At 62.7% G+C, this 21145-nt stretch carries 23 protein-coding genes and 4 pseudogenes; 14 read left to right on the top strand and 13 right to left on the bottom strand.

Annotated features, from left to right (window positions below):
* The first annotated feature begins 187 nt into the window (after positions 1-187).
* Positions 188-1387 carry a M24 family metallopeptidase gene (locus ACXJKO_RS12690; protein ID WP_457091455.1) on the top strand — a complete coding sequence of 400 codons (1200 nt, stop codon included), beginning with the start codon at positions 188-190 and terminating at the stop codon, positions 1385-1387.
* Between the two features lie 570 nt (positions 1388-1957).
* Here ACXJKO_RS12690 and ACXJKO_RS12685 read toward each other — a convergent pair.
* Positions 1958-2902 (bottom strand): LysR substrate-binding domain-containing protein, encoded by a 945-nt coding sequence (locus ACXJKO_RS12685; protein ID WP_457091454.1) that lies wholly within the window; start codon positions 2900-2902, stop codon positions 1958-1960.
* 118 nt (positions 2903-3020) lie between these two features.
* Between ACXJKO_RS12685 and ACXJKO_RS12680 the strand changes: the two genes are divergently transcribed.
* From ACXJKO_RS12680 to ACXJKO_RS12645, 8 genes and pseudogenes are all read left to right on the top strand, one after another.
* On the top strand, positions 3021-3770 hold the full coding sequence (locus tag ACXJKO_RS12680) for an SDR family NAD(P)-dependent oxidoreductase (protein WP_457091453.1): 750 nt from the start codon (positions 3021-3023) through the stop codon (positions 3768-3770).
* A 54-nt stretch (positions 3771-3824) separates the two neighbouring features.
* Positions 3825-4700: a transketolase gene (locus tag ACXJKO_RS12675; protein ID WP_457091452.1), complete on the top strand. Its 876-nt coding sequence runs from the start codon at positions 3825-3827 to the stop codon at positions 4698-4700.
* Positions 4697-5755, top strand: coding sequence for a transketolase family protein (locus ACXJKO_RS12670; protein ID WP_457091451.1), 1059 nt, complete (start codon positions 4697-4699; stop codon positions 5753-5755). The genes ACXJKO_RS12675 and ACXJKO_RS12670 overlap by 4 nt, the downstream gene beginning before the upstream one ends.
* Positions 5756-5766: 11 nt before the next feature.
* Positions 5767-6657, top strand: coding sequence for an NAD(P)-dependent oxidoreductase (locus tag ACXJKO_RS12665; protein ID WP_457091450.1), 891 nt, complete (start codon positions 5767-5769; stop codon positions 6655-6657).
* 77 nt (positions 6658-6734) lie between these two features.
* Positions 6735-7766: a TRAP transporter substrate-binding protein gene (locus ACXJKO_RS12660; protein ID WP_457091449.1), complete on the top strand. Its 1032-nt coding sequence runs from the start codon at positions 6735-6737 to the stop codon at positions 7764-7766.
* 5 nt (positions 7767-7771) lie between these two features.
* The gene (locus ACXJKO_RS12655; protein ID WP_457091448.1) at positions 7772-9649 is read left to right on the top strand and encodes a TRAP transporter large permease; all 1878 of its coding nucleotides are present in this window, start codon (positions 7772-7774) and stop codon (positions 9647-9649) included.
* Positions 9650-9808: 159 nt separating this feature from the next.
* A pseudogene (locus ACXJKO_RS12650) lies at positions 9809-10119 on the top strand (NAD(P)(+) transhydrogenase (Re/Si-specific) subunit alpha); the annotation flags it as partial.
* A gap of 355 nt (positions 10120-10474) precedes the next feature.
* Positions 10475-11593: an alpha/beta fold hydrolase gene (locus ACXJKO_RS12645; protein ID WP_457091447.1), complete on the top strand. Its 1119-nt coding sequence runs from the start codon at positions 10475-10477 to the stop codon at positions 11591-11593.
* A 38-nt stretch (positions 11594-11631) separates the two neighbouring features.
* Here ACXJKO_RS12645 and ACXJKO_RS12640 read toward each other — a convergent pair whose 3' ends face one another.
* Positions 11632-12231: an ATP-dependent Clp protease proteolytic subunit gene (locus ACXJKO_RS12640; RefSeq protein WP_457091446.1), complete on the bottom strand. Its 600-nt coding sequence runs from the start codon at positions 12229-12231 to the stop codon at positions 11632-11634.
* Positions 12232-12406: 175 nt separating this feature from the next.
* On the opposite strand from ACXJKO_RS12640, the gene ACXJKO_RS12635 reads away from it, so the two are divergent.
* The 3 genes from ACXJKO_RS12635 to ACXJKO_RS12625 all read left to right on the top strand — a co-directional run bounded on the left by ACXJKO_RS12635 (position 12407) and on the right by ACXJKO_RS12625 (position 14529).
* Complete coding sequence (locus ACXJKO_RS12635; protein ID WP_457091445.1) at positions 12407-12826, top strand: CopG family transcriptional regulator; 420 nt, start codon at positions 12407-12409, stop codon at positions 12824-12826.
* A 106-nt stretch (positions 12827-12932) separates the two neighbouring features.
* A complete protein-coding gene (locus ACXJKO_RS12630) occupies positions 12933-14201 on the top strand; it encodes an extracellular catalytic domain type 1 short-chain-length polyhydroxyalkanoate depolymerase (RefSeq protein WP_457091444.1) in 1269 nt (422 codons plus the stop codon).
* A 133-nt stretch (positions 14202-14334) separates the two neighbouring features.
* Entirely contained in the window at positions 14335-14529 is a 195-nt protein-coding gene (locus ACXJKO_RS12625; RefSeq protein WP_457091443.1) for a hypothetical protein, read from the top strand.
* A gap of 122 nt (positions 14530-14651) precedes the next feature.
* On the opposite strand, the pseudogene ACXJKO_RS12620 reads toward ACXJKO_RS12625, so the two are convergent.
* From ACXJKO_RS12620 to ACXJKO_RS12605, 4 genes and pseudogenes are all read right to left on the bottom strand, one after another.
* Positions 14652-14903 (bottom strand): annotated as a pseudogene (locus ACXJKO_RS12620) (MFS transporter); the annotation flags it as partial.
* A gap of 51 nt (positions 14904-14954) precedes the next feature.
* Positions 14955-16385: an FAD-dependent oxidoreductase gene (locus tag ACXJKO_RS12615; protein WP_457091442.1), complete on the bottom strand. Its 1431-nt coding sequence runs from the start codon at positions 16383-16385 to the stop codon at positions 14955-14957.
* Positions 16270-16650 carry a DUF1127 domain-containing protein gene (locus ACXJKO_RS12610; RefSeq protein WP_457091441.1) on the bottom strand — a complete coding sequence of 127 codons (381 nt, stop codon included), beginning with the start codon at positions 16648-16650 and terminating at the stop codon, positions 16270-16272. Before ACXJKO_RS12610 ends, ACXJKO_RS12615 begins: the two co-directional genes overlap by 116 nt.
* Positions 16651-16702: 52 nt before the next feature.
* Positions 16703-17020, bottom strand: a complete 318-nt coding sequence (locus ACXJKO_RS12605) for an ArsR/SmtB family transcription factor (protein ID WP_457091440.1) — start codon at positions 17018-17020, stop codon at positions 16703-16705.
* A 197-nt stretch (positions 17021-17217) separates the two neighbouring features.
* On the opposite strand from ACXJKO_RS12605, the gene ACXJKO_RS12600 reads away from it, so the two are divergent.
* Together ACXJKO_RS12600 and ACXJKO_RS12595 are read left to right on the top strand one after the other, a co-directional pair.
* Positions 17218-17415 (top strand): hypothetical protein, encoded by a 198-nt coding sequence (locus ACXJKO_RS12600; protein ID WP_457091439.1) that lies wholly within the window; start codon positions 17218-17220, stop codon positions 17413-17415.
* Entirely contained in the window at positions 17396-17794 is a 399-nt protein-coding gene (locus ACXJKO_RS12595; protein WP_457091438.1) for a response regulator, read from the top strand. The genes ACXJKO_RS12600 and ACXJKO_RS12595 overlap by 20 nt, the downstream gene beginning before the upstream one ends.
* 21 nt (positions 17795-17815) lie before the next feature.
* On the opposite strand, the gene ACXJKO_RS12590 is transcribed toward ACXJKO_RS12595, so the two are convergent.
* From ACXJKO_RS12590 to ACXJKO_RS12560, 7 genes and pseudogenes are all read right to left on the bottom strand, one after another.
* A complete protein-coding gene (locus ACXJKO_RS12590; RefSeq protein WP_457091437.1) occupies positions 17816-18010 on the bottom strand; it encodes a hypothetical protein in 195 nt (64 codons plus the stop codon).
* Positions 18011-18093: 83 nt separating this feature from the next.
* A pseudogene (arsH, locus tag ACXJKO_RS12585) lies at positions 18094-18831 on the bottom strand (arsenical resistance protein ArsH).
* Positions 18821-19525: an aquaporin gene (locus ACXJKO_RS12580; protein WP_457091436.1), complete on the bottom strand. Its 705-nt coding sequence runs from the start codon at positions 19523-19525 to the stop codon at positions 18821-18823. The pseudogene arsH and the gene ACXJKO_RS12580 overlap by 11 nt, the downstream one beginning before the upstream one ends.
* Positions 19522-19947: an arsenate reductase (glutaredoxin) gene (gene arsC, locus ACXJKO_RS12575; RefSeq protein WP_457091435.1), complete on the bottom strand. Its 426-nt coding sequence runs from the start codon at positions 19945-19947 to the stop codon at positions 19522-19524. The genes ACXJKO_RS12580 and arsC overlap by 4 nt, the downstream gene beginning before the upstream one ends.
* A gap of 9 nt (positions 19948-19956) precedes the next feature.
* Positions 19957-20493, bottom strand: a pseudogene (locus tag ACXJKO_RS12570) (arsenate reductase ArsC).
* Positions 20486-20842, bottom strand: a complete 357-nt coding sequence (locus ACXJKO_RS12565; RefSeq protein WP_457091434.1) for an ArsR/SmtB family transcription factor — start codon at positions 20840-20842, stop codon at positions 20486-20488. Before ACXJKO_RS12565 ends, ACXJKO_RS12570 begins: the two are co-directional and overlap by 8 nt.
* A gap of 73 nt (positions 20843-20915) precedes the next feature.
* Positions 20916-21145, bottom strand: a 230-nt coding sequence (locus tag ACXJKO_RS12560; RefSeq protein WP_457091433.1) for a transposase, incomplete at its 5' end; no start/stop codon positions are given.

The following is a 21145-nucleotide window of genomic DNA, read 5'->3' as shown; positions in this document are numbered from 1 at the left end:
CGCCTCAGACCCACTGCGTACGCAAGTCGTGTGTGACTGAACATCAATAGTTGTCAGACGCGGTTGCCCCTTTCTGAAGCCAAGCTCTCTCATGCCCAAGTGCGGCCGCAACTTCGTTCATAATCTGCTGAGCTATTACAAATGCTGAGCTCTAACTAACGGATCGTCACAGCCAAGGGAGGAACCAATGACACCATCAGCCGTCGCGCGTGAGGTGAACAATGCTTCCATCCCGTTCGATATCAAGAGATTGGATGTTCTCCTAGATGAAGCTGGCATCGATCTCCTTGTTGCAACCTCGAAGCACAGTATCCAGTACCTGTTTGGAGGGTACCGTTTCTTTTTCTTTGCCTACATGGATGCGGTTGGCGTGAGCCGGTATTTGCCGGCTCTGATCTATCCAAAGGGTAGGCCGAGCGATGCAATCTATGTCGCGAATGCACTGGAGATCCATGAAAAGGACCTTGGAAGATTCTGGACGCCAACCGTCCAGCACTCGACTTGGGGAACGCTCGATGTGGCCCAAGCCGTCATCGACCATGTTCGGCGCCTCGGCGCTGAGAATAAACGGATCGGAATCGAAACGGCATTCCTTACGGCCGATGCATATTTAGCTCTCCGGGCCGGCTTACCGAATGCCGAATTCATCGACGCCTTGCTCCCGCTGGAGCGGCTCAGGGCACGAAAGACAGACGCCGAGCTCTCGATTTTGCGGGAAGCCTCGGAGCGCGTGATCGACGCGATGATGGCTGTGTTCGAGAAGGCGACGCCGGGGTGCACAAAGAACGATCTCGTCGACGCGTTGCGCCGCGAGGAGCAGGCACGCGACCTGGTGTTCGAGTATTGTTTGGTGACGGCTGGCACCAGCTTTAACCGAGCGCCGTCGGACCAAGGCGTTCGCGAAGGCGACATCATATCGCTCGACTCAGGCGGGAATTACAGGGGGTATATTGGTGATCTGTGTCGGATGGGCATCTTTGGTCAACCCGATGCGGAGCTCGAGGACCTCTTGGCCGAGATCGAAGCCATTCAGCAGGCGGGCCGCAGGCCGATGAAGCCGGGCGCTTATGGGCGTGAGATCTTTACGGCAGCCGAAGAACTGCTGTCCCGATCGGCCCACAAGAGCTACACAAGCTTCCTGGCTCACGGCATGGGCATCATCAGCCATGAAGCCCCGCGTTTGACCAAGACTGGCCCGATTCCTTATCCCGACTATGACGCGGACCGGCCGCTTGAGCAGGGCATGGTGGTCTCGATTGAAACGACCCTGCATCACCCCAAGCGAGGCTTTATCAAGCTCGAAGATACCGTCGTAGTAACAGACACCGGCTATGAGGCTTTTGGAGACCAAAGTCGTGGCTGGAATCGTCGCTCACGACAAACGTAGGGATCACCGTCCAGCTTGTCCTGGGCGTGAGAGCGATTTCTCGTGAGGTCATTTCAAAATCGGACCCCGGCTATGCCGATCCTTTTGCTAGTCGAAGAGCCGCCTCGAAACGAGCGCATGTCCCCTGCTTGATCCGTGATAGCCCAAACTTCTCCGCCATGAGGCGAATGACGACTTCCTCATCATCCTCATCAGAGGCGAAGCTTCCGGCAAGGCTGGCCAGTTCATGGATGGGGATGTCGCCATGGGTCCGAACCTCCGGTTCGGACACTCTGAGCGGGAAGGGTGTCATTCGGCTTCGAACCCAGACCCCCGTCACTTGCTCGGCGGAAACCTTTGAGTGGCCTTGGGTCTTTGCTCAGGGTGAGAGGGTCACGACCGGCGCCGACTGTGACCCCTCTGCTATCGCTATTTGTTTCGAATATTCAGCCGGTTGCGCTTTCCTCTACCGGGGTCAATAATTCTAAGCTGATTTACAACGATTCCGCTATGATGCTCCCACCCGCGAGTGCACCTGCCGTCGAGGAGCATCCTAGGACGATATTTCTCGTTACTATGACATCGCCAGCATCAGCCTGATCCACGGCTAGGGGATGCACGCGAAGTGTCAGCGGCGTTCGCATTAAGGGGGATCTCGGCCTCCACCCCAAGTTCCGCGAGAAGCCACTTGGTAAAGGTTCTCAGCGGATGACGTTGCCGGACATACCGGGGAAAAACCAAGTTGTGTCCGACATAGCGGATAGGTGTTGCCTTCTGGTCTAACGGCATAATCAGGCGGCCCGATGCAAGCTCCCTTTCAGCAAGGCGCGTCGACTCCAGAGCAACGCCTAGACCCTCGGCAGCGGCTGCGATCGCCAGGAAGCTGCGATCAAACCGGCTTCCGTTTGGAGCAGGTGCGGTCAAGCCGTTGGCCGCGAACCAATCTGTCCACTGGATCTGCTTGGTGTCGCTTTGGATCAGAGTGTGATTAAAAAGGTCCGCGGGCGTTTCTATCGTGGCGGCAAGGTGGGGTGCGCACATAGGTGCAATCGTCTCGTGGCCGAGAGGGACCACGATGAGCCCTTCCACACGGGGTGGTCCGTAAACAATATCGGCATCGAACTCATCGGAATTGAACCGGGTGTAATCGGTCCCAGCCGCGAGGCGCACTTCTATGCTTGGGTTCTGTTTGAAGAATGCAGCGAGCCGAGGGGTCAACCATTGTGCCGCGAAGCTCGGGGCACAATGCAGGCGCAGGAGCTTGGGACCGCGAGTCGAGGCGACCTCCATGCCACGCCGCAGCTCATCGAAGGCTCGGCTGACATGACGCATCAGCACCTCGCCCTCGTAGGTCAGGCGAGCCTGGCGGCTGTCGCGCTCGAAGAGAGGCAATCCAAGAACCTGCTCCAGCTTACGAATGGCATGACTGACTGCGCTCGGCGTCAGGTTCAAGACCAAAGCTGCCGCCCGGAAGGACCCTGTTCGGCCAGCCGCTTCAAAAACCCGCAGAAACGATAGAGGCAGATGCTGGAGCATCAGTGGAGTGAATCAAATTCAACAGGTGTTGTAAACATTGCGTTTGTCCGAAGATCAACCCGGGCCAATACTTCCTCCCATAAGCCACACAAGAATGAAATTCATCGTGGAGGAAACGATGTTGCTACAAGGCAAGACTGCCGTTATTTCCGGCGCGGCCAGCCCGCGTGGGATCGGGTTTGCAACCGCCCGACTCTTTGCAGCCCATGGCGCCAGGATCGCCATTCTGGATCTTGATGAGCACGGGGCGAAGGAGGCGGCCGCGTCCCTCGGCCCGGATCATCTTGGCATTCGGTGCAACGTTGCGGATCTCGAGGAGTGCAAACGTGCCGCCGAGGCAGCCATCACCGCGTTGGGTCAAGTTGACATTCTTCTCAACAATGCCGGTATTACCCAGCCCGTGAAGACCATGGAGATCGACGAGGCGAGCTGGCGCCGCATCGTTGACGTCAACCTCACCGGCGTCCTTTATCTCAGCCAAGCCTTCATTCCGCACATGCGCTCCCGCCGTCAGGGCTCGATCGCCTGCATGTCATCGGTGTCCGCCCAACGCGGCGGTGGGATCTTTGGTGGCCCGCATTACTCGGCCGCGAAGGCTGGGGTTCTGGGCCTTGCCAAGGCCATGGCGCGGGAACTCGGGCCAGATAACATCCGGGTCAATTGCGTCACGCCAGGCCTCATCCAGACCGATATTACCGGCGGCAAGCTCACGGACGAGATGCGCCAGGACATCCTGAAAGGCATTCCGCTCAACCGGCTCGGCAATGCCGAGGATGTAGCGGGAGCCTACCTGTTCCTTGCCTCGGATCTATCCGCCTACATCACCGGCGCCGTCATCGACGTGAACGGCGGCATGTTGATCCACTGATCAGCGCCCATGGGCGCCAGTTCATTCGCGCCCTCCCAACATCTGGAGAGATCGATGACTAGCAGCACCAGCGAAGCTGGACCGCAGGCCTCCGGGCCTGCCCTGTCCAACGTGCCCCTGAAGGAACGGGCCTACCGCATCCGTCGCAACGCGCTGCGCATGGGCGAGGTGCAGGGCCAAGGCTATATTGCCCAAGCCCTCGGTGTCGCCGACGTCCTGGCGGTGTCGTACTTCCACGGGATGCGCTACCGCCCCGACGAGCCGGAATGGGAGGAACGTGATCGATTCCTCCTCTCCATTGGCCACTATGCCATTGCTCTTTACGCAGCCCTGATCGAGGCCGGAATTCTCCCGGAGGATGAGCTTGAGAGCTACGGTTCCGATGATAGCCGCCTGCCGATGTCGGGCATGGCCGCCTATACGCCGGGCATGGAGATCACAGGCGGGTCGCTCGGCCATGGCTTGGGGCTCGCCGTCGGGTTTTGCCTCGGGCTCAAGCGCAAGAAGTCGGACTCGTTCGTCTACTGCCTGTTCTCGGATGGAGAACTCGGCGAGGGTTCTATTTGGGAAGGGGCCTGGTCGGCAAGCCACTGGAAGCTCGACAACTTAATCGGCATCGTCGACGTCAACAACCAGCAGGCGGACGGGCCGGCTTCCCAGGTCACGGGCTTCGAGCCTCTCGAAGCACGCTTCGAGGCGTTCGGCTGGCACGTGCAGCGGGTCAACGGCAACGACATCGATGCCCTTGTCGCCGCCTTCGACACGGCTCGCAACCTCACTGAGCCGAAGCCGCGCATCATCATCTGCGACACCAAGATGGCCAAGGGTGTTCCGTTCCTCGAAGAGCGGGAGCGCAACCACTTCCTGCGGGTCGAACCGCACGAATGGCAGAAGGCCCTCGAACTGCTTGACGCCGGGAGGACMTCATGAGGCGCTCGAAATACACCCGTCCTGCATGGCTCGGTGAACAAGGTGAAGGAGGGCAAGGAACGGCAGACAAGCCGCGCCTGACCACCTCGGCAATGATCGCTTCGCTGGCWGGGGCGGATCAGCGCACGAAACCTGCTCCCTTCGGCCACGCCCTCGCGGCGCTGGCAGAGACGAGGCCCGAGATCGTGGGCCTGACGGCGGATCTCGCGAAGTACACCGACCTTCATGTCTTCGCCAAGGCTCATCCGGACCGCTTCTACCAGATGGGCATGGCCGAACAGCTCCTGATTAGCGCCGCCGCGGGAATGGCCCGGGAAGGCTTCATGCCGTTTGCCACGACGTATGCGGTGTTTGCAGCACGAAGAGCCTACGACTTCATCTGCATGGCGATCGCGGAGGAAAACCTCAACGTCAAGATCGTGTGCGCCCTGCCGGGCCTCACCACTGGTTACGGCCCGAGTCATCAGGCCACCGAAGATATCGCCATTTTCCGGGGCATGCCGAACATCACTATCATCGATCCGTGCGATGCTCACGAGATCGAGCAGGTCGTGCCGGCGATCGCGGCGCACAACGGTCCGGTTTACATGCGCCTTCTGCGTGGCAACGTACCCCTCGTCCTTGACGAGTACGACTACACGTTCGAGCTCGGCAAGGCCAAGACCCTGCGGGGCGGGAATGACGTGCTGATCATCTCGTCCGGGCTAATGACCATGCGCGCGCTCGAGGCGGCGGAAGCACTCTCCAAAGACAGCGTTGATGTCGGCGTGCTGCACGTGCCGACCATTAAGCCCTTGGATGAGGCGACGATCCTGAACGAAGCGTCGCGTACCGGCCGGATGGTGGTTGTGGCGGAAAACCACACCATTGTGGGCGGCCTGGGCGAGGCGGTTGCGGGACTCCTGATGCGGTCAGGCGTGATCCCGCCGGCCTTCCGGCAGATTGCTCTTCCGGACGAGTTCCTCGATGCCGGTGCACTCCCGACCCTGCACGATCGTTACGGCCTCTCGACGGACGCTCTTTCAAGGCAAGTCAAGGGATGGTTATCGCAGTGAGCACCAGGGCCATGACAACGGTCGGGTTCGTCGGGCTCGGTTCTATGGGCTTGCCGATGGCCACGAACCTAGTCGCACGCGGATTCACTGTGCGTGGGTTCGATATCCGGCCGGACATCATGGGCAACTTTGCCAAGGCGGGAGGGACGAAGGCCGCCACTCCTGCCGATGCCGCCGCAGGATCGGAAATTCTACTCCTCATGGTCGTGAATGCCGCGCAGGCCGAAGCGGTCCTGTTCGACGGCGGCGCGCTGGCGGCGCTGCCCCACAATGGCGTGGTGGTGCTCATGGCGACATGCCCACCAAGTGCCGTCGAGACGATCGCTGCACGGGTGCTCGAGGCAGGCCGGCACTTCGTTGATGCTCCTGTCTCAGGCGGGGTCGTGGGCGCTCAAGCGGGAACGCTGACCATCATGGCCGCGGCGCCACGTGAAACGTTCGAGTTTGTCAGGCCAGCCTTCGAGGCTCTCGGCGACAAGGTGTTCTACGTCGGGGAGCGCCCCGGACAGGGCGCGGTGGTCAAGACGGTCAATCAGCTTCTGTGCGGGGTGCACATTGCCGTGGCGGCGGAGGCTTTTTCCCTGGCCAGCAAGGTGGGCGTCAATCTGAGCGTCCTGCTGGAAATCCTCAGCAGCTCATCCGCTTCGAGCTGGATGCTGAAAGATCGTGGGCCACGCATGCTGCAGGACGAGCCGCCGGTTACGAGTGCCGTAGATATCTTCGTGAAGGATCTCGGCATCGTGCTCGAAGCGGGCCGTGACGGCAAGGCGGCGCTGCCTCTCGCAGCTCTCGCGCATCAGATGTTTCTCGCTGTGTCAGGGCACGGCGATGGGGATGCTGACGATAGTCAGGTGATCCGAGCTTACAAGGCGCTGAACAAAAACCACGAGCGCACACACTGAGGCTCAGCTGGGCCTCTCCTGAGGAGACGAAAATATCCGGGTTGTTGCGACAGGCCCCCGGACGAAGGAGGGACATCATGAATACGCTCAAGAAACACTCGCACGGCATGACTCGCCGTGGGCTTATCGCCGCCGGCGCGGCAGTACCGTTGGTCACCATCCTCAAGTATCCCGCATCGGCGGCCGAGTTCGAGTACAAGCTCGCAACCGGGCAAGATCCGACCCACCCGGTCAATACGCGAGCCCAGGAGGCGCTCAATCGAATTCGCGAAGCCACGAGCGGCAAGCTCGACATCAAGCTGTTCCCAGCCAATCAGCTGGGCTCCGACACGGACTTGCTCACCCAGGTACGAAACGGCAGCGTCGAGTTCTTCAACCTGTCGACCTCGATTCTCGCAACCTTCGTGCCCGTTGCCGGCATCCTGAACACCGGCTTCGCCTTCAAGGACTACGACGCCGTCTGGCAGGCGATGGACGGCGACCTCGGCGCCTATGTCCGCACCCAGATCGCCAAGACGCCGATCATGACGGTATCAAAGGCCTGGGACAACGGCTTCCGCCACATCACCTCCTCGACGCGCGAGATCAAGACGCCCAGCGACCTGAAGGGCTTCAAGATCCGCGTCCCGCCGGCGCCGATTCTGACATCGCTGTTCAAGGCGCTCGATGCTGGGGCCGCGCCGATCAACTTCAACGAACTTTATTCGTCGCTGCAGACGAAGGTAGTGGAGGGCCAGGAGAACCCGCTGGCCATCATCGCCACGGCCCGGCTCTATGAGGTGCAGAAAACCTGCAGTCTCACCGGCCATGTCTGGGACGGCTACTGGATCCTCGGCAACAAACGGGCTTTCCAGCGTCTACCCCAGGACTTGCAGGATGTCGTCTCGCGCGAGTTTGACAAATCTGCTGCCGATCAACGCGCCGACATTGCCAAGCTGGCAAACACCCTCCGACAGGAGCTGAGCGGAAAAGGCCTTCAGTTCCTTGAGGTGGATCGGGAGCCGTTCCGTCAGGCTCTGGCCAAGACGGCCTTCTACAAGGAGTGGAAGGGCAAGTTCGGCGAGGAGGCTTGGGCGCAACTCGAAAAATATTCCGGAAAGCTAGGGTAAGTGCCATGGCTCACGTGCACGGATTGGATACCCATGTGACGGAGACAGCTCCGTCACGACGGCACTGGGCGGCATCGGTCGATGCCGTCCTCCGGCCTCTCGTCGAGATCCCGGCGGCGCTCCTCGTTGTCGCCGAGATCGTTGTCCTGCTGGCTGGCGTCATCAGCCGGTATGTTTTCCATGAACCGCTCGTCTGGTCGGATGAGCTCGCGTCGATCCTGTTTTTGTGGCTCGCGATGCTCGGCGCCGTGGTGGCGTTCCGGCGCAACGAGCACATGCGGATGACGGCTGTTCTCGGCATGCTACCGACGCGGGTATGGGCCTTCCTTGACGTGGTCGCTGCGGCGGCGGCGCTGGCCTTCCTGCTCCTGATCATCGAGCCGGCCTATGAATTCGCAGCTGACGAAGTTTACGTCACGACGCCGGCGCTCGAAATTCCCAATTCCTGGCGGGCGGCGGCACTACCGATCGGGATGGGGCTGATGACGATCATGGCGGTCCTGCGCCTGGTGCAGGTCGGCAACTGGCGGCAGGTCGTCGGGGCGCTCGTCCTCGTGGGCGCGATAATCGGCGTTTTAATCCTGTTGCAGCCTGCGTTGCGGGGCTTGGGCAATCTCAACCTACTGATCTTCTTCGTCGGGTTGGTCGCCACCATGGTGTTCGCCGGGGTGCCAATTGCGTTCTCCTTTGCGCTTGCCACCTTCGGCTATATCGCCCTGACCACCAGCACACCGACGGTTGTTGTCGTCGGCCGGATGGACGAGGGCATGTCGCATCTCATCCTTCTGGCGGTCCCGTTGTTCGTCTTCCTCGGTCTACTGATCGAGATGACCGGCATGGCTCGCGCCATGGTGGCCTTCCTGGCCAGTCTCCTGGGGCATGTGCGTGGCGGCCTCCACTACGTGCTCGTTGGGGCCATGTATCTGGTCTCCGGCATCTCGGGATCGAAGGCAGCCGACATGGCGGCCGTGGCACCCGTCCTGTTTCCGGAGATGCGGGAGCGCGGGGCCAAGCCTGGCGACCTGGTGGCTCTGCTCTCGGCCACGGGCGCTCAGACCGAGACCATCCCACCGAGCCTTGTGCTGATCACCATCGGCTCTGTGACAGGCGTGTCGATCGCAGCCCTGTTCACCGGTGGTCTTCTGCCAGGCGTGGTGCTCGGCCTCACCCTCTGCGGCTTGGTCTGGTGGCGCTACCGGAGTGAAGATCTCAGCCACGTCAAGCGAGCGACTTGGCGCGAGATCGGCAAAGCCTTCATCGTGGCTCTCCCGGCAATCGCCCTGCCATTCATCATCCGGGCTGCCGTCATCGAAGGCGTCGCCACAGCGACTGAGGTCTCGACCATTGGCATCGTCTACTCGATCCTGGCAGGTCTTCTGATCTACCGCCGGTTCGATTGGCGCCGGCTCATGCCGATGCTGGTCGAGACGGCTTCGCTCTCTGGAGCGATCCTGTTGATCATCGGTGCAGCCACCGGGATGGCGTGGGCGCTCACGCAGTCCGGGTTCTCGGGCCTGCTCGCCTCGGCCATGACCGGATTGCCGGGGGGAGCTGCGATGTTCCTGGCCGTGTCCATCCTGGCCTTCATCGTGCTCGGCAGCGTTCTCGAGGGAATTCCAGCCATCGTGCTGTTCGGACCGCTCATGTTCCCGATCGCGCGGCAGATCGGCGTGCATGAGGTTCACTATGCGATGGTGGTCATCCTCGCCATGGGCATCGGCCTGTTCGCGCCACCTTTCGGGGTCGGGTACTACGCCGCCTGCGCGATCAGCCGCATCCACCCGGATCAGGGCATGAGGCCGATCGTCGGATACATCCTCGCCCTGATCGTCGGCCTGATCCTGGTCGCGGCCGTGCCGTGGATCTCGATCGGCTTTCTCTGAGACGACGAGGCTTGGGATCCCTTCGTCAGGGATGGGCTAACACCTGAACTCAGTCGGCACGCTGACGTCATGAAGACCTTCGTGATGAAGGGCGTGCCGGCCGCCTGTCGTGCGGTCTACGGAGGCTGGCTTTGGTCAACGAACTGGAGGGATTGCCCGATGCGGATCGCCGTTCTCTCCGAAACTGATGGAGCGGAGACACGCGTTTCCGCCACCCCTGACACGGTCAAGAAATACAAAACCCTCAGCGCGGACGTGATCGTCCAAGCCGGGGTCGGCTCGAAAGCGGGCCTTCCCGATGCGGAGTTCGAGGCCGCAGGCGCCTCGATCATGGCATCCGCAGCCGATGCCCTCAAGGATGCCGATGTCATCCTCAAGGTCCGTCGCCCGGCCAGGGCGAGCTCGAAGGCGTGAAGCCCGGCGCGCTCGTCATCGGCATCCTGGATCCCTACGGCCAGGATGCGGCGCTGAATCACCACCATTGCCGTCACACGTGTTGATGGAGAATACCGCATTCGGATCGAGGATCAGTCTGGCGACACCGCGGTTTATCGAGCCGTCTCAGATCAAGTTGTCGATCTCGCTGACATGCTCGACGACCTCCTTTCCGATGAAACCGAGGAGCAAGCCGCTGGATAAGGCTCTCTGAAACCATTGGTGACATCGGGGATCATCAACCGTCTGGGGCACCGTTCACAACTCAGCCAACCACCCGCGTACACGAAAAAGCCTCTTCGAAAAGGGCGATTGTTTCAGCTTGCTGCGTTGCAGCAACTGACTGGCGTCTCGAGCGTTCGCCACGATCAGCCCACATGGAGAGCATGCATGTCCCGCACTGAGACGAGAGCCGAGACAGGCCAGCGCGACCAAGCTGAGACAACCCTTCACGCGACTCAACCACAACGGGCTAACACCCATCGCCATGGGCTGACGACTGCAAGGTCGGGCAGGGCGCCCCGTCCCAATGAGAACTCTCATTCAAGCCGTTGGCGTTGGCTAACGCCGGCTCTGGCAGGCTCGGCCGCAGCGCTGGGCGCTACTGTTCTGTACAACCGGCAGAAAACCAGGGCTGCCGAACGCAGGACGCCGCCGATAGGCCGGTTCCTCGATGTTGATGGCGTGCATCTGCATTATATCGAGCGCGGCGAGGGCGAACCTATCGTGCTGATCCATGGCAACGGCACCATGATCCAGGACTTTACCGTCAGCGGTCTCGTGGACCGTCTGGCGTCTCGCTACAGGGTCATCGTGTTCGACCGCCCGGGGTATGGCTACAGCGGCAGACCCCGCCAGCTCTGGACCCCACGGGCTCACGCCAAACTCTTCGAGCGTGCGTTGGGGCAACTCGGTGTCGAACAAGCAGTCGTCCTGGGCCACTCCTGGGGGACCTTGGTCGCAGTCGCCCTTGCGCTTAAGTGTCCGTCGCTTGTTCGCGGTCTTGTGCTTGCCTCCGGCTACTACTACCCAACGCTTCGAGCCGACACGTTCCTGTTCTCACCGCCAGCTGTTCCAGTGATCGGCGATGTAATGCGCCATACTATCTCTCCCCTGATCGCCCGCGCGATCCTGCCGGGCCTGATCAAACAAATGTTCGCGCCAGCAGAGGTGCCGGAGCGGTTCGATCGCCTGTTCCCAAAGGAACTGATGCTCCGACCGTCGCAGCTACGCGCCGCGGCTGAGGACGCAGCCCTCATGACTCCTTCAGTGATGGAGCTGCAGCACCACTACAGCGAGCTGCGGATGCCAATCACGATCATCACCGGCGCGGATGACCAGATTGCGGATGTCGGCCGTCAATCGGAGCGCCTGCACCGGGAACTGCCGCAGAGCGACTTCATCGCACTGCCGGGGCTCGGCCACATGGTCCATCACCTGGCTCCTGATGCAGTCGCCAGTGCGGCAGAGCGAGCCGCACAGAAACTCGGAGAAGAGGCGCGCGCCTAGCCGCGCGTTGTTCTTTAGAAGTTTAAGCCGAGCGCTGTTCAATCCGTCAGTCCGGCGAGATACTGGTCCGTCAGGTAGAACACATCCTGGATCGGCATCGTCGGCGTCATGATGCCCTCAATGAAGCCGTGCCGCAGAGCATCCTCGGCGAAATAGATGGTCGTGCGGCTAGCGGCAGCTTCAACATCCTCCACTGAGAGAGGCACCTCAGCCTTCGGGGCTGTCTCAGAGGCAATCACGCGATGGGTTTTCTGATCGACCGCAAGCAGCTCCATCTCTGACTTCTTCAGGTCGGAGTAGCTGTACCAGTCGGGCAGGGAGGCTTTTGAGAACTTGGTCTGGTGTACCATGAAGCTGGAGGCCGGAAGGCCGTAGCGCTTCTGGAAGCCAAGGAAGAACAGCACGCCCGCCGAGTCGACGCTCGACATGTTGTAGATAGTCGTTCGCTCAGGCCTAGCTTTGAAGAAGTTGTAAAGCTCCATTCCGGAACTCGGATTACCCCCGCCTGTCACCAGATAGACCACGAATTCGTCCACACCAGCTTTGGCGGCACTGATCGAGAAGACATAGCTCGTCAGGGCATCGCACATCTTCTTGCTGATGATGGCACTGCAGTAAATGTGCTGGACGGTGGGCATTGGGTTCTCCTGATCAGATCTCACGTCAAAAACCACGCACCCGCTTGAGATGTCAGCCCAGTGACATAGACGCCAAGTAGCGGGCAGAGTTCGGCCAAATATGGAGAGCAGGGCTTGAATGTGCCGGACGCACCATCCAAATACCATCCATGCAGATGGTAAATGGAGGGCGGCAATGGCCGGCAGTGTACACGAGTTTCGGCTCAAAGCCGGAGACAGCGAGAAGATCACAATTAACCTCGGCTATGTCGACCTCGGCCATATTGATCTCCTCGTCCAGGAGGGCTTCTACTCCAATCGGACCGATTTCATCCGCACAGCCATTCGAAACCAGCTCGACCGGCACAACGATGCCGTTAGGAGATCGGTCGAACGACATCAACTCGACCTGGGCCTGCTCCACTACAGCCTTCAGGACCTAGAAGCAGTGCAAGCGGCCGGCGAAGTACTGCACATCCAGGTTCTCGGTCTCGCCAGCATCGCTGGTGATGTCACGCCCGAGCTAGCCCAACAGACGATCGCCTCCCTTCATGTCCTTGGTGCCTTGCACGCCAGTCCGGCTGTCAAAGAAGCGCTCAAGGACCGCATGCGCTGATCACCGGGTAGCACCCACCCCACCGCCTTCGAGCCTGCCCAACCCTTCCGACTGGAAGAGGCAGGTCCCGCTTTGCCCCACTTCACCCCACAACAGGACCGAATCCATGAACGCCCAACCGAACATCGACATGCTCGAGGCGACCCGCCTCACCCGCGAAGGCCGGCTCACCGAAGCCATAGCACTCCTCCAGAGAGGTCTTTCGGGTGCTCACCCAGCAACGACCTCAAGCAGCGCCGGAGGAGATGAAAGTAACCGCGCAGCAGGGCAATTCCGTCGCATCATCGATATGGTGCCGCCACCTGCCGGGGGAGGGGCCTGGACCCCGCCAAAATTCAGCCTCCCACACGGGGCCTCTAATCCTCTTGGTGGTCTCGCCGGAGCCTCGGGCCAGCCTCAGATGCCGGAGGCGCTGCGCGGTTTCCTCGACCGCATGGGGCAATCCGGCTCCGGGGTCAGCCTGGATGGTTTGGTCGGACGGGGCCCAGCCCGTGCACCGGCCCCGCTGCCAGAGGGTGCGCGCTTTGAGGATCGGATCTTTGCCAACGAGGCGGGAAGCCGTGCGTACAAGGTCTACATCCCCAGCGGCTACACGGGTCAGCCTTTGCCGCTCGTGGTGATGCTGCACGGCTGCACCCAGTCGCCGGACGATTTTGCCGCCGGCACGCGGATGAACGATCTGGCCGAAGAGCAGACGTTTCTGGTGGCTTACCCGGCGCAGGCGCAGTCGGCGAATGTCTCAAAATGCTGGAACTGGTTCAACGCAGCGGATCAGCAGCGGGATCGCGGAGAGCCATCGCTGATCGCTGGCATCACCCGGCAGATCATGCGCGACTTCTCGGTTGAGCCCGGAGGAGTCTATGTCGCCGGGCTCTCGGCTGGTGGAGCCGCCGCGGCGATCATGGGATCGGCTTACCCTGACCTCTATGCGGCCGTGGGCGTCCACTCGGGACTGGCATGCGGGGCCGCTCGTGACATGCCCTCGGCATTTGCTGCCATGCGGCAGGGTGGGGCGCCTCAACGGAGCGGGGCCAAACAGCCTGTGCCAACCATTGTGTTCCATGGTGATCGCGACACGACCGTCAATCCGGTCAATGGTGACCAGGTCATTGCTCAGTCGAAAGCAGGCTCGGATCTCCATTCGATGGTCAGCCGCGGACAGGCTCCGGGCGGGATCAGTTATACCCGCACGGTGGCGTGCGATGACGGCGGACACCCAATGCTCGAGCATTGGGTCCTTCACGGGGCCGGCCATGCCTGGTCCGGAGGAAGTCCGAGTGGGTCCTACACTGAACCAAAGGGTCCCGATGCCAGCCGTGAGATGATGCGCTTCTTCCTGGAACACCCGAAACCGGCAGCCGCATCCCCCGCGTAAGCACAAAGAGCCCGCCAACCATCGTCGTGGTTTGGCGGGCTCTGATTTGATATCCGCCGCCTCATCAGAAAAGGTTGGCCATCGGATCAGGAATCACATCCCCTGCCGACATGATCAACCAAGCGGAGAGTGCATGTTCTTCATTGTGACGGGACAATGGCTGAATGGGCCGCTGGCGGCAACCTGCGAGACGGCGGCCGCAGCGGTCGAGAAGGCCCGTGCTTTTATCGCTGGCGGAGTGCTCAACGTCCTCATCGCTGATGCGGACGGGCGGCAGCATCCCCCGGACGACTTCCAGCGCCTTCTCGTTGGGACCCAATCTTTGTGAAGCCGCTTCGAAGCCGGAACATGGTACCTTGGAAGGCGCTTCTTGAGGAGGCAAGCTTAGCCATTTGGCGAAGATGCGGATCCTGTCCCTCGCCTTCGGAAGCGCTTGCATGAGCTGCCTTACAGCAGGATCGAGCTGGCCATCAGCACCGGACGGCCACCCCTGGCATCGATGGTGCGCCCGACCCGGGGCGCGACCAGTCCGGCCGCGAGCAGGCCGACGGACAGTCCGCCGACGACCCAGCCGAGCGACCATCCGGTGTCGGCGGCGATCGGTTGCGCCAGCACCGCGGGCAGGTAGAAGGACGATCCCCAGGCGAGGATCTGCGTGATCCCGAGGGCGCTGATGACCACCCTCGGGCTTGGCCTCGGCATGGCAGGGTCACTCGCCAGGGACTCACTCACGGGATTCGACACGGGCCGATCTCAGCAGCAGCCCGCAGGTTCCGCAACCTTCTCCGGTGTCTTCGCGGGGCCGCATCCGCAGCCGGACTTGCCTTCGGCCTTGGCCTCGACGTCCGCAACACAGCAGGCATCGACCTTCGCGGGAGCGGGACCGCCGCAGCATCCTGTCGATACCGTCGCCCCGTCGACGGGGAGATTGGTCGAGCACACGCCCGTCTCCGGCAGGACGAGGTGGATGTCATCCGCTGCTGCCATCTCCCCGGCGATGGCGGCAACGATGGAGCGGACCTGCTCGTAGCCGGTCAGCATCAGGAAGGTCGGTGCCCGCCCGTAGCTCTTGATGCCGACCGTGTAGAAGCCCGGCTCGGGATGGGCGAGTTCGCGGTGGCCGTGCGGAGGAACCGAGCCGCACGAGTGCAGGTTCGGGTCGATCAGCGGGCCGAGCGCCTTCGAGCTCTCCAGCCACGGATCGAGGTCAAGCCGCAGCTCGCGCGTGAGGTTCAGGTCCGGACGCTGTCCGGTCGACACCACGATCCGAACGACAGGGCCGACCTCGCGGAGGCCACCCATCGTCTGGCCCTCGACCATGACCTGCCCGTCGATGGCACGGATGCGTGTGGCGGAGAACCCGGCCACGAGGGTGACCCGTCCGCTGTTGACGAGCGCCTTGAGCTTGGACCCGAGCTCGCCGCGGGCCGGGAGCTGGTCGGCCCGGCCGCCACCGTACACGCGCATCAGGTTGGAACCGCGTGTGGCCCACACGATGGCCGTCGTGGGATTCCGCTTCGCCAGCCGGGCGAGATCGAGGAGGACGTTCGCGGCCGAATGCCCGGCACCGACGACGAGGATCGTCCTGCCCTCGTAGGTCGCGCGGTCGCGTCCGAGCACGTCCGGGATGCCGTAGGCAATGCGGTCCGCGTTCTCGGCCTCGCCCTCGGCCAGGATTCCGCCCGCGCCGAGAGGATTCGGGGCCGTCCACGTCCCGGAGGCGTCGATCACCGCCCGGGCCAGGTCTCGGCGGAACGCGCCGTTGCCGTTGGAGACGGCCAGCACGAAGGGGTTGGTCCGGCGTCCCCGGCTGAGCACCTTGTCGGCGCCCTGACGGGTGATCGCGGTGACCTTCGCGCCCGTCTCGATCACCGCTGCCATCTCGGGGATTTCGGATAGCGGTTTGAGGTAGGCCTCGTACAGGTCCGATCCCGTCGGCATCGCCTTGCCGGGCGGTTCCTGCCAGCCGTGGGCTTGGAGCAGGGCGCGGGCCGCCGCGTCGGTGTTGTACTCCCACGGCGAGAACAGGCGGACGTGCCCCCAATCCCTTACGTTGGCGGCAACGGTTTCAGCGGACTCGTAGACCTTCACGGGCAGGCCGCGCCGGATCAGGTGGGCGGCGGCGGCCAAGCCGACCGGGCCTGCGCCGATGATGGCAACGGGGAGGGCATCGGAAGAGGTCATGGCAGGACTCCTTGGTCAGCAACTGGAGGCGGGGAGCGAAGCCGTCGCGTACGCGCTCGACGAAGACGCGTCCGTGGCAGCGGAGGATCTTGAGCATCCGCGAGGGATCGCGGTGGCGAGGCTGGGCCAGGACGGCGAGGACGTCCGTCCGCTCGAGGCCGATGTCGCGCTGGAGATGGTCATCCAGCTCGCCGAGCGCGACGACATGCCGGCGGTTCCGGGCCGCGCGGGCGAGATGGAGGAGGAAGGGAAGGAAGCCAGGCATCTGCCTCTCTTTTGATATTTCCGGCAATATGGAAATACCGGGCAAAAAATAATCAGGCGGCGTTCTCCGCTTGGGTCGAGCATCCGGCATCGGCGCAGCACTCGTCGGCCAGGAAGACGATGAGGCCGTTCATCGCCGGATAGTTGGCCCGGCAGATCAGGGTCGTGGCCTGCCGTTCCTGCGTCACCAATCCGGTCAGCAGGAGCCGCTGGAGGTGATGCGAGAGCGTCGAGCCCGGAATGCCGAGCCGCTCCTGGATCTGCCCGACGGGCAGGCCCGCCTCTCCGGCCCGCACCAGGGTGCGGTAGACCTGAAGCCGGGTAGTGTTCCCGAGCGCTTCGAGCTGTTTGGCGGCTTGTTCAACCTTCATGGAAATAAGATGGATGAGCGGCCCGCTTCCGTCAAGCGATATTTCTGGATCTATCGAAATACATTGCAACTTAACGGGTTTCTCCCGCCACGCTGAAACCCATCGCTCCACGGCCCGTTCACTCCGATTAACGCATGTTAGCCCAGGCCATTCGAGCCGCATCTACGGGTTGGCAGGAATACCCAAGGAGAATGCCGATGCCCCGCGACGCTTATGGCGACGTGCGCCTGCCCCATGTCGACGACCTTCGCCCGGACGTCGCCACCTTCATGATCGCCCGCGCCTTTGCCGAGGTTTACCGGGATGAGCTGGAGCACCCCGTTCCGGCAGTGCTGGCGGCGATCCTTCGGAAGACGGAACCGCAGGAGGTGGACCATGGATGCCAAGCAGCCTGAACCGCACGTCGCCCTGATTGTCGAGGACGATCCCGACGTTCGCGACCTTGCTGCGGCCCTGCTGGAGGAGACGGAGCTCGACGTCGTTGAGGTGGAAAGCGCCGATGCGGCCTTGTCCTATCTTCAGGAACGGGGAGGCGAGGTTGCGATGATGTTCGCCGACGTCCGCCTGCCCGGTGACATGGACGGTGTCCAGCTTGCCAAGGCCGCCTGCACCCTCTGGCCCACGATCCGGATCGTGCTCACGTCGGGCGATCCCGGCGCGGTGTCCGAAGGCCTGCCCGACGGCGTCACCTTCATGCCGAAGCCGTGGCGCGGACGCGACGTGCTGGTCGAGGCGGAGAAGGCCGTGCGGGAACCGCAAGAACCGGTGACGTGACCGAGGGCACGGGCGTGAATCCTAGCCGCCGCCGATCTCCTCGATGACGATGCCTGTGCCGCCACAGATCGGGCACTCCTTGTCGCCAAGCTTTCCGGTGCCCTGGCACTCCCGGCAGACGTTCTCACCCGCCCCAGGGGTATCCGGATCGGCCTGGTCGCCGGGATTGAGCTTCGGCTTGTGGGGATGATCGTCACCTGACTTCGGGTAGGACATGGCCTTGGCTCCTACTTGCGCCTGTCGGATCAACGCGGCGAGGAGGCCAGGGTTGCCCATGTGACCATGCCGGGCCGTTCATTCTATTCCGCCGCCTTGACCTCGTGCGTTATGGCTTCCGCAGCGAGGCGCTTGGCTTCCTTCTCGGCCGCTTCCTTGCGCTCGCTGTAGCGATCGGTGAGGTAGTCGGAACGGTCGCGGGTCAGCAGCGTGAACTTCACCAGCTCCTCCATCACGTCCACGACGCGGTCGTAGTAGGAGGACGGCTTCATCCGTCCGGCCTCGTCGAACTCCTGGAACGCCTTGGCGACCGAGGACTGGTTGGGGATCGTCACCATGCGCATCCAGCGCCCGAGCACCCGCAACTGGTTCACGGCGTTGAACGACTGCGAGCCGCCCGAGACCTGCATCACGGCCAGCGTCCGACCCTGCGTCGGCCGCACGGCCCCGACGGAGAGCGGGATCCAGTCGATCTGGGCCTTCATCACCGCGCTCGTAGCACCATGCCGCTCCGGGCTGCACCAGACCTAGCCCTCCGACCACAGTGACAGCTCGCGCAGTTCCTGCACCTTGGGATGGTCGCTGGCGGTGGCGTCCGGCAGCGGTAGGCCCTGCGGATCGAACACGTGGGTGTCGGCCCCGAAATGCCGGAGCAGGCGCTCGGCCTCGAGGGTCAGGAAACGGCTGTAGGATCGCTCCCGCAGCGACCCGTAAAGCAGGAGGATGCGGGGCGGGTGCGTGGACGCCCGTCTCGGCTCCAGCTTGCCGAGGTCCGGGTTGTCCAGGACCGAGAAGTCGACGTTGGGAAGATTACTCACCAGCCATGGCTCCGGATTTCGACGGGGTCCGTACAGAACTCAGCAGCCACTGCATCAGTGCCATCGCTCCAAGGGCACCGAGGACCTGCGCGACGATGAACATCGGCACGTTGTTCGGTGCGATCCCGGAAAAGCTGTTCGTCAGCGCCCGGGCGATTGTCACGGCCGGGTTGGCGAACGAGGTCGAGGCGGTGAACCAATAGGCTGCCGTGATGTACAGGCCAACTGCATAGGGAATTGCCTCGATCCGGAAGCGGACGACCGTCAGGATCGTGACGAGCAGCCCGAAGGTGGCCACGAACTCGGCAAACCATTGCGCCAGCCCGGTCCGGGCAGTCGCGGCGAGCTGAAACAACGGCAGATCGAACATGCCATGGGCGACCAGCGTCCCTAGGCAGCCGCCAATGATTTGGGCCACCGCATAGGCCCCGACCTCCGGCCAGGGCAGGGCGCGGGTAAGTCCCATGACGAGCGAGACCGCCGGATTGAAGTGGGCGCCGGAGATCGGCCCGAGGCCCAGGATCAGCACGACCAGGATCGCCCCGGTCGGGATCGTGTTGCCGAGCAGGGCCAGCGCCACGTTCCCGCCGGCGAGCTTGTTGGCCATGATCCCGGAGCCGACGATGGTAGCGACGAGCAGGCCCGTCCCGAGTGCTTCCGCTGCGAGGCGCTGCGCGGGCGGAAAGGTGTCGGTCATGCGCTCGCGACCCGCCGCCCGTGCTCGTCCACCACGCGCTCGCCATCCTCCTTGACGAACTCGCCCTGCTGCGGCGGCAGGAGATCGAGGAATGCCTCGGACGGCCGGCACAGGCGCACGCCCTTCGCCGTGACGACGATAGGACGGTTGATCAGGATCGGGTGTGCCATCATGGCGTCGAGGAGCTGGTCGTCGGTCAGGGACGGGTCGTCGAGACCGAGTTCCTTGTACGGCGTGCCCTCCTCGCGGATGACGTCGCGGACCGGAACGCCCATACGGTCGATGAGCTGGCCCAGCAGGAGCCGGGTCGGCGGAGTCTTCAGGTACTCGATGACATGCGGCTCGATGCCGGCGTTGCGGATCATGGCCAACGTGTTGCGGGACGTGCCGCAATCCAGGTTGTGATAGATGATGACGTCCATGGGTCAGCCTCAGGTGGAGCGGCGGTCGAAGAGAAGAACGGCTGCGGGGGTCGCGCCCTCGAGGCGGCCGATCTCGCACAGGTGATGGGTGAGGGCGACTTGGTCGAGGCTCGCCATCGGCAGGGCCATGAGGACGGAGATCCGGTTCTTGAGGACTTGAAGGCGTGGACGAAGGCCCGCTCCTTCTCGATGTCGGTGCCCTCGACGGCGGGATCCTCGATGCCCCAGTGGGTCGTCATGGGCTGGCCAGGCCAGACCGGGCAGGCCTCGCCCGCGGCGTTGTCGCAGACCGTGAACAAGAAATCCATGGCGGGGGCATCCGGCTTCGCGAACTCGTCCCAGTTGTTCGAGCGGTAGCCCTGCGCGGGATAGTCGAAGCTCTCGAGGACCTTGATGGCCATGGGATTGACCCTGCCCTTCGGCGTGCTTCGGGCCGAGAAGGCGTTGAAGCGCCCGGCGCCGTCCTTGCGCAGGATGCCCTCGGCCATGATCACGGGCGGAGTTGCCCGTGCAGAGGAACAGCACGTTGTAGGGACGGTCAGCCATCGGCTTTCTCCTTCAGAGGACAACAGGGGGTGAGGGCATCGATCAGAAGTGCGCACACATCGGGATGGCCGCCGCAGCAGTCTCGGAGCAGGAAGGTCACGACCTCGCGCAGGCGGTCGAGGTCGGCGCGGTAGATGATCGAGCGGCTGCGGCGCTCGGAGCGGACCAGGCCTGCCCGGGACAGGATGCCGAGATGGCTCGACATCGTGTTGTGAGGAACCGCCAGCTCCCGGGCGATGTCGCCCGCCGGCAGTCCGTCAGGTTCGTGTCTCACCAGGAGGCGGAAGACGTCGAGGCGGGTCGGCTGGGCCAAGGCCGCGAGGGCCAGAATGACGGTCTCTGCTTCCATATGTCGAGACTTATTGAATAATGATCGCAACCGCAAGCCTAAGCAGCGATTCGGTGGCTAGAGCATCGGATGTTTAATCGGACGCATATCCAGCAGCCTTGAGGTAGTTCCAACACTCGTGCGGCTCAAACAAATCGCAGATGTCGCCGAGGGCGCGCCAGAGCGCGTCGAACGTTCGCGCCTCGGCCTTGCGCAAGTGTGCCTTGATCTTGGCAAAGGCTTGCTCGATCGGGTTCAGATCGGGCGAATAAGCCGGCAGGAACAGGAACCAGGCTCCGCGTTGCTTCAGACACTGCGCAGCCT

Source organism: Microvirga sp. P5_D2, assembly GCF_054049475.1.
The sequence above is the reverse complement of the archived record's forward strand: the minus strand, read 5'-3'. Positions and strand labels throughout refer to the sequence as shown.

Excerpts from the sequence above, each read along its gene's own strand:
- ACXJKO_RS12690 (WP_457091455.1), top strand. The coding sequence starts at position 188 with ATGACACCATCAGCCGTCGCGCGTGAGGTGAACAATGCTTCCATCCCG.
- ACXJKO_RS12685 (WP_457091454.1), bottom strand. The coding sequence starts at position 2,902 with ATGCTCCAGCATCTGCCTCTATCGTTTCTGCGGGTTTTTGAAGCGGCT.
- ACXJKO_RS12680 (WP_457091453.1), top strand. The coding sequence starts at position 3,021 with ATGTTGCTACAAGGCAAGACTGCCGTTATTTCCGGCGCGGCCAGCCCG.
- ACXJKO_RS12665 (WP_457091450.1), top strand. The coding sequence starts at position 5,767 with ATGACAACGGTCGGGTTCGTCGGGCTCGGTTCTATGGGCTTGCCGATG.
- ACXJKO_RS12660 (WP_457091449.1), top strand. The coding sequence starts at position 6,735 with ATGAATACGCTCAAGAAACACTCGCACGGCATGACTCGCCGTGGGCTT.
- ACXJKO_RS12655 (WP_457091448.1), top strand. The coding sequence starts at position 7,772 with ATGGCTCACGTGCACGGATTGGATACCCATGTGACGGAGACAGCTCCG.
- ACXJKO_RS12645 (WP_457091447.1), top strand. The coding sequence starts at position 10,475 with ATGTCCCGCACTGAGACGAGAGCCGAGACAGGCCAGCGCGACCAAGCT.
- ACXJKO_RS12640 (WP_457091446.1), bottom strand. The coding sequence starts at position 12,231 with ATGCCCACCGTCCAGCACATTTACTGCAGTGCCATCATCAGCAAGAAG.
- ACXJKO_RS12635 (WP_457091445.1), top strand. The coding sequence starts at position 12,407 with ATGGCCGGCAGTGTACACGAGTTTCGGCTCAAAGCCGGAGACAGCGAG.
- ACXJKO_RS12630 (WP_457091444.1), top strand. The coding sequence starts at position 12,933 with ATGAACGCCCAACCGAACATCGACATGCTCGAGGCGACCCGCCTCACC.
- ACXJKO_RS12625 (WP_457091443.1), top strand. The coding sequence starts at position 14,335 with ATGTTCTTCATTGTGACGGGACAATGGCTGAATGGGCCGCTGGCGGCA.
- ACXJKO_RS12615 (WP_457091442.1), bottom strand. The coding sequence starts at position 16,385 with ATGACCTCTTCCGATGCCCTCCCCGTTGCCATCATCGGCGCAGGCCCG.
- ACXJKO_RS12610 (WP_457091441.1), bottom strand. The coding sequence starts at position 16,650 with ATGCCTGGCTTCCTTCCCTTCCTCCTCCATCTCGCCCGCGCGGCCCGG.
- ACXJKO_RS12605 (WP_457091440.1), bottom strand. The coding sequence starts at position 17,020 with ATGAAGGTTGAACAAGCCGCCAAACAGCTCGAAGCGCTCGGGAACACT.
- ACXJKO_RS12600 (WP_457091439.1), top strand. The coding sequence starts at position 17,218 with ATGCCCCGCGACGCTTATGGCGACGTGCGCCTGCCCCATGTCGACGAC.
- ACXJKO_RS12595 (WP_457091438.1), top strand. The coding sequence starts at position 17,396 with ATGGATGCCAAGCAGCCTGAACCGCACGTCGCCCTGATTGTCGAGGAC.
- ACXJKO_RS12590 (WP_457091437.1), bottom strand. The coding sequence starts at position 18,010 with ATGTCCTACCCGAAGTCAGGTGACGATCATCCCCACAAGCCGAAGCTC.
- ACXJKO_RS12580 (WP_457091436.1), bottom strand. The coding sequence starts at position 19,525 with ATGACCGACACCTTTCCGCCCGCGCAGCGCCTCGCAGCGGAAGCACTC.
- arsC (WP_457091435.1), bottom strand. The coding sequence starts at position 19,947 with ATGGACGTCATCATCTATCACAACCTGGATTGCGGCACGTCCCGCAAC.
- ACXJKO_RS12565 (WP_457091434.1), bottom strand. The coding sequence starts at position 20,842 with ATGGAAGCAGAGACCGTCATTCTGGCCCTCGCGGCCTTGGCCCAGCCG.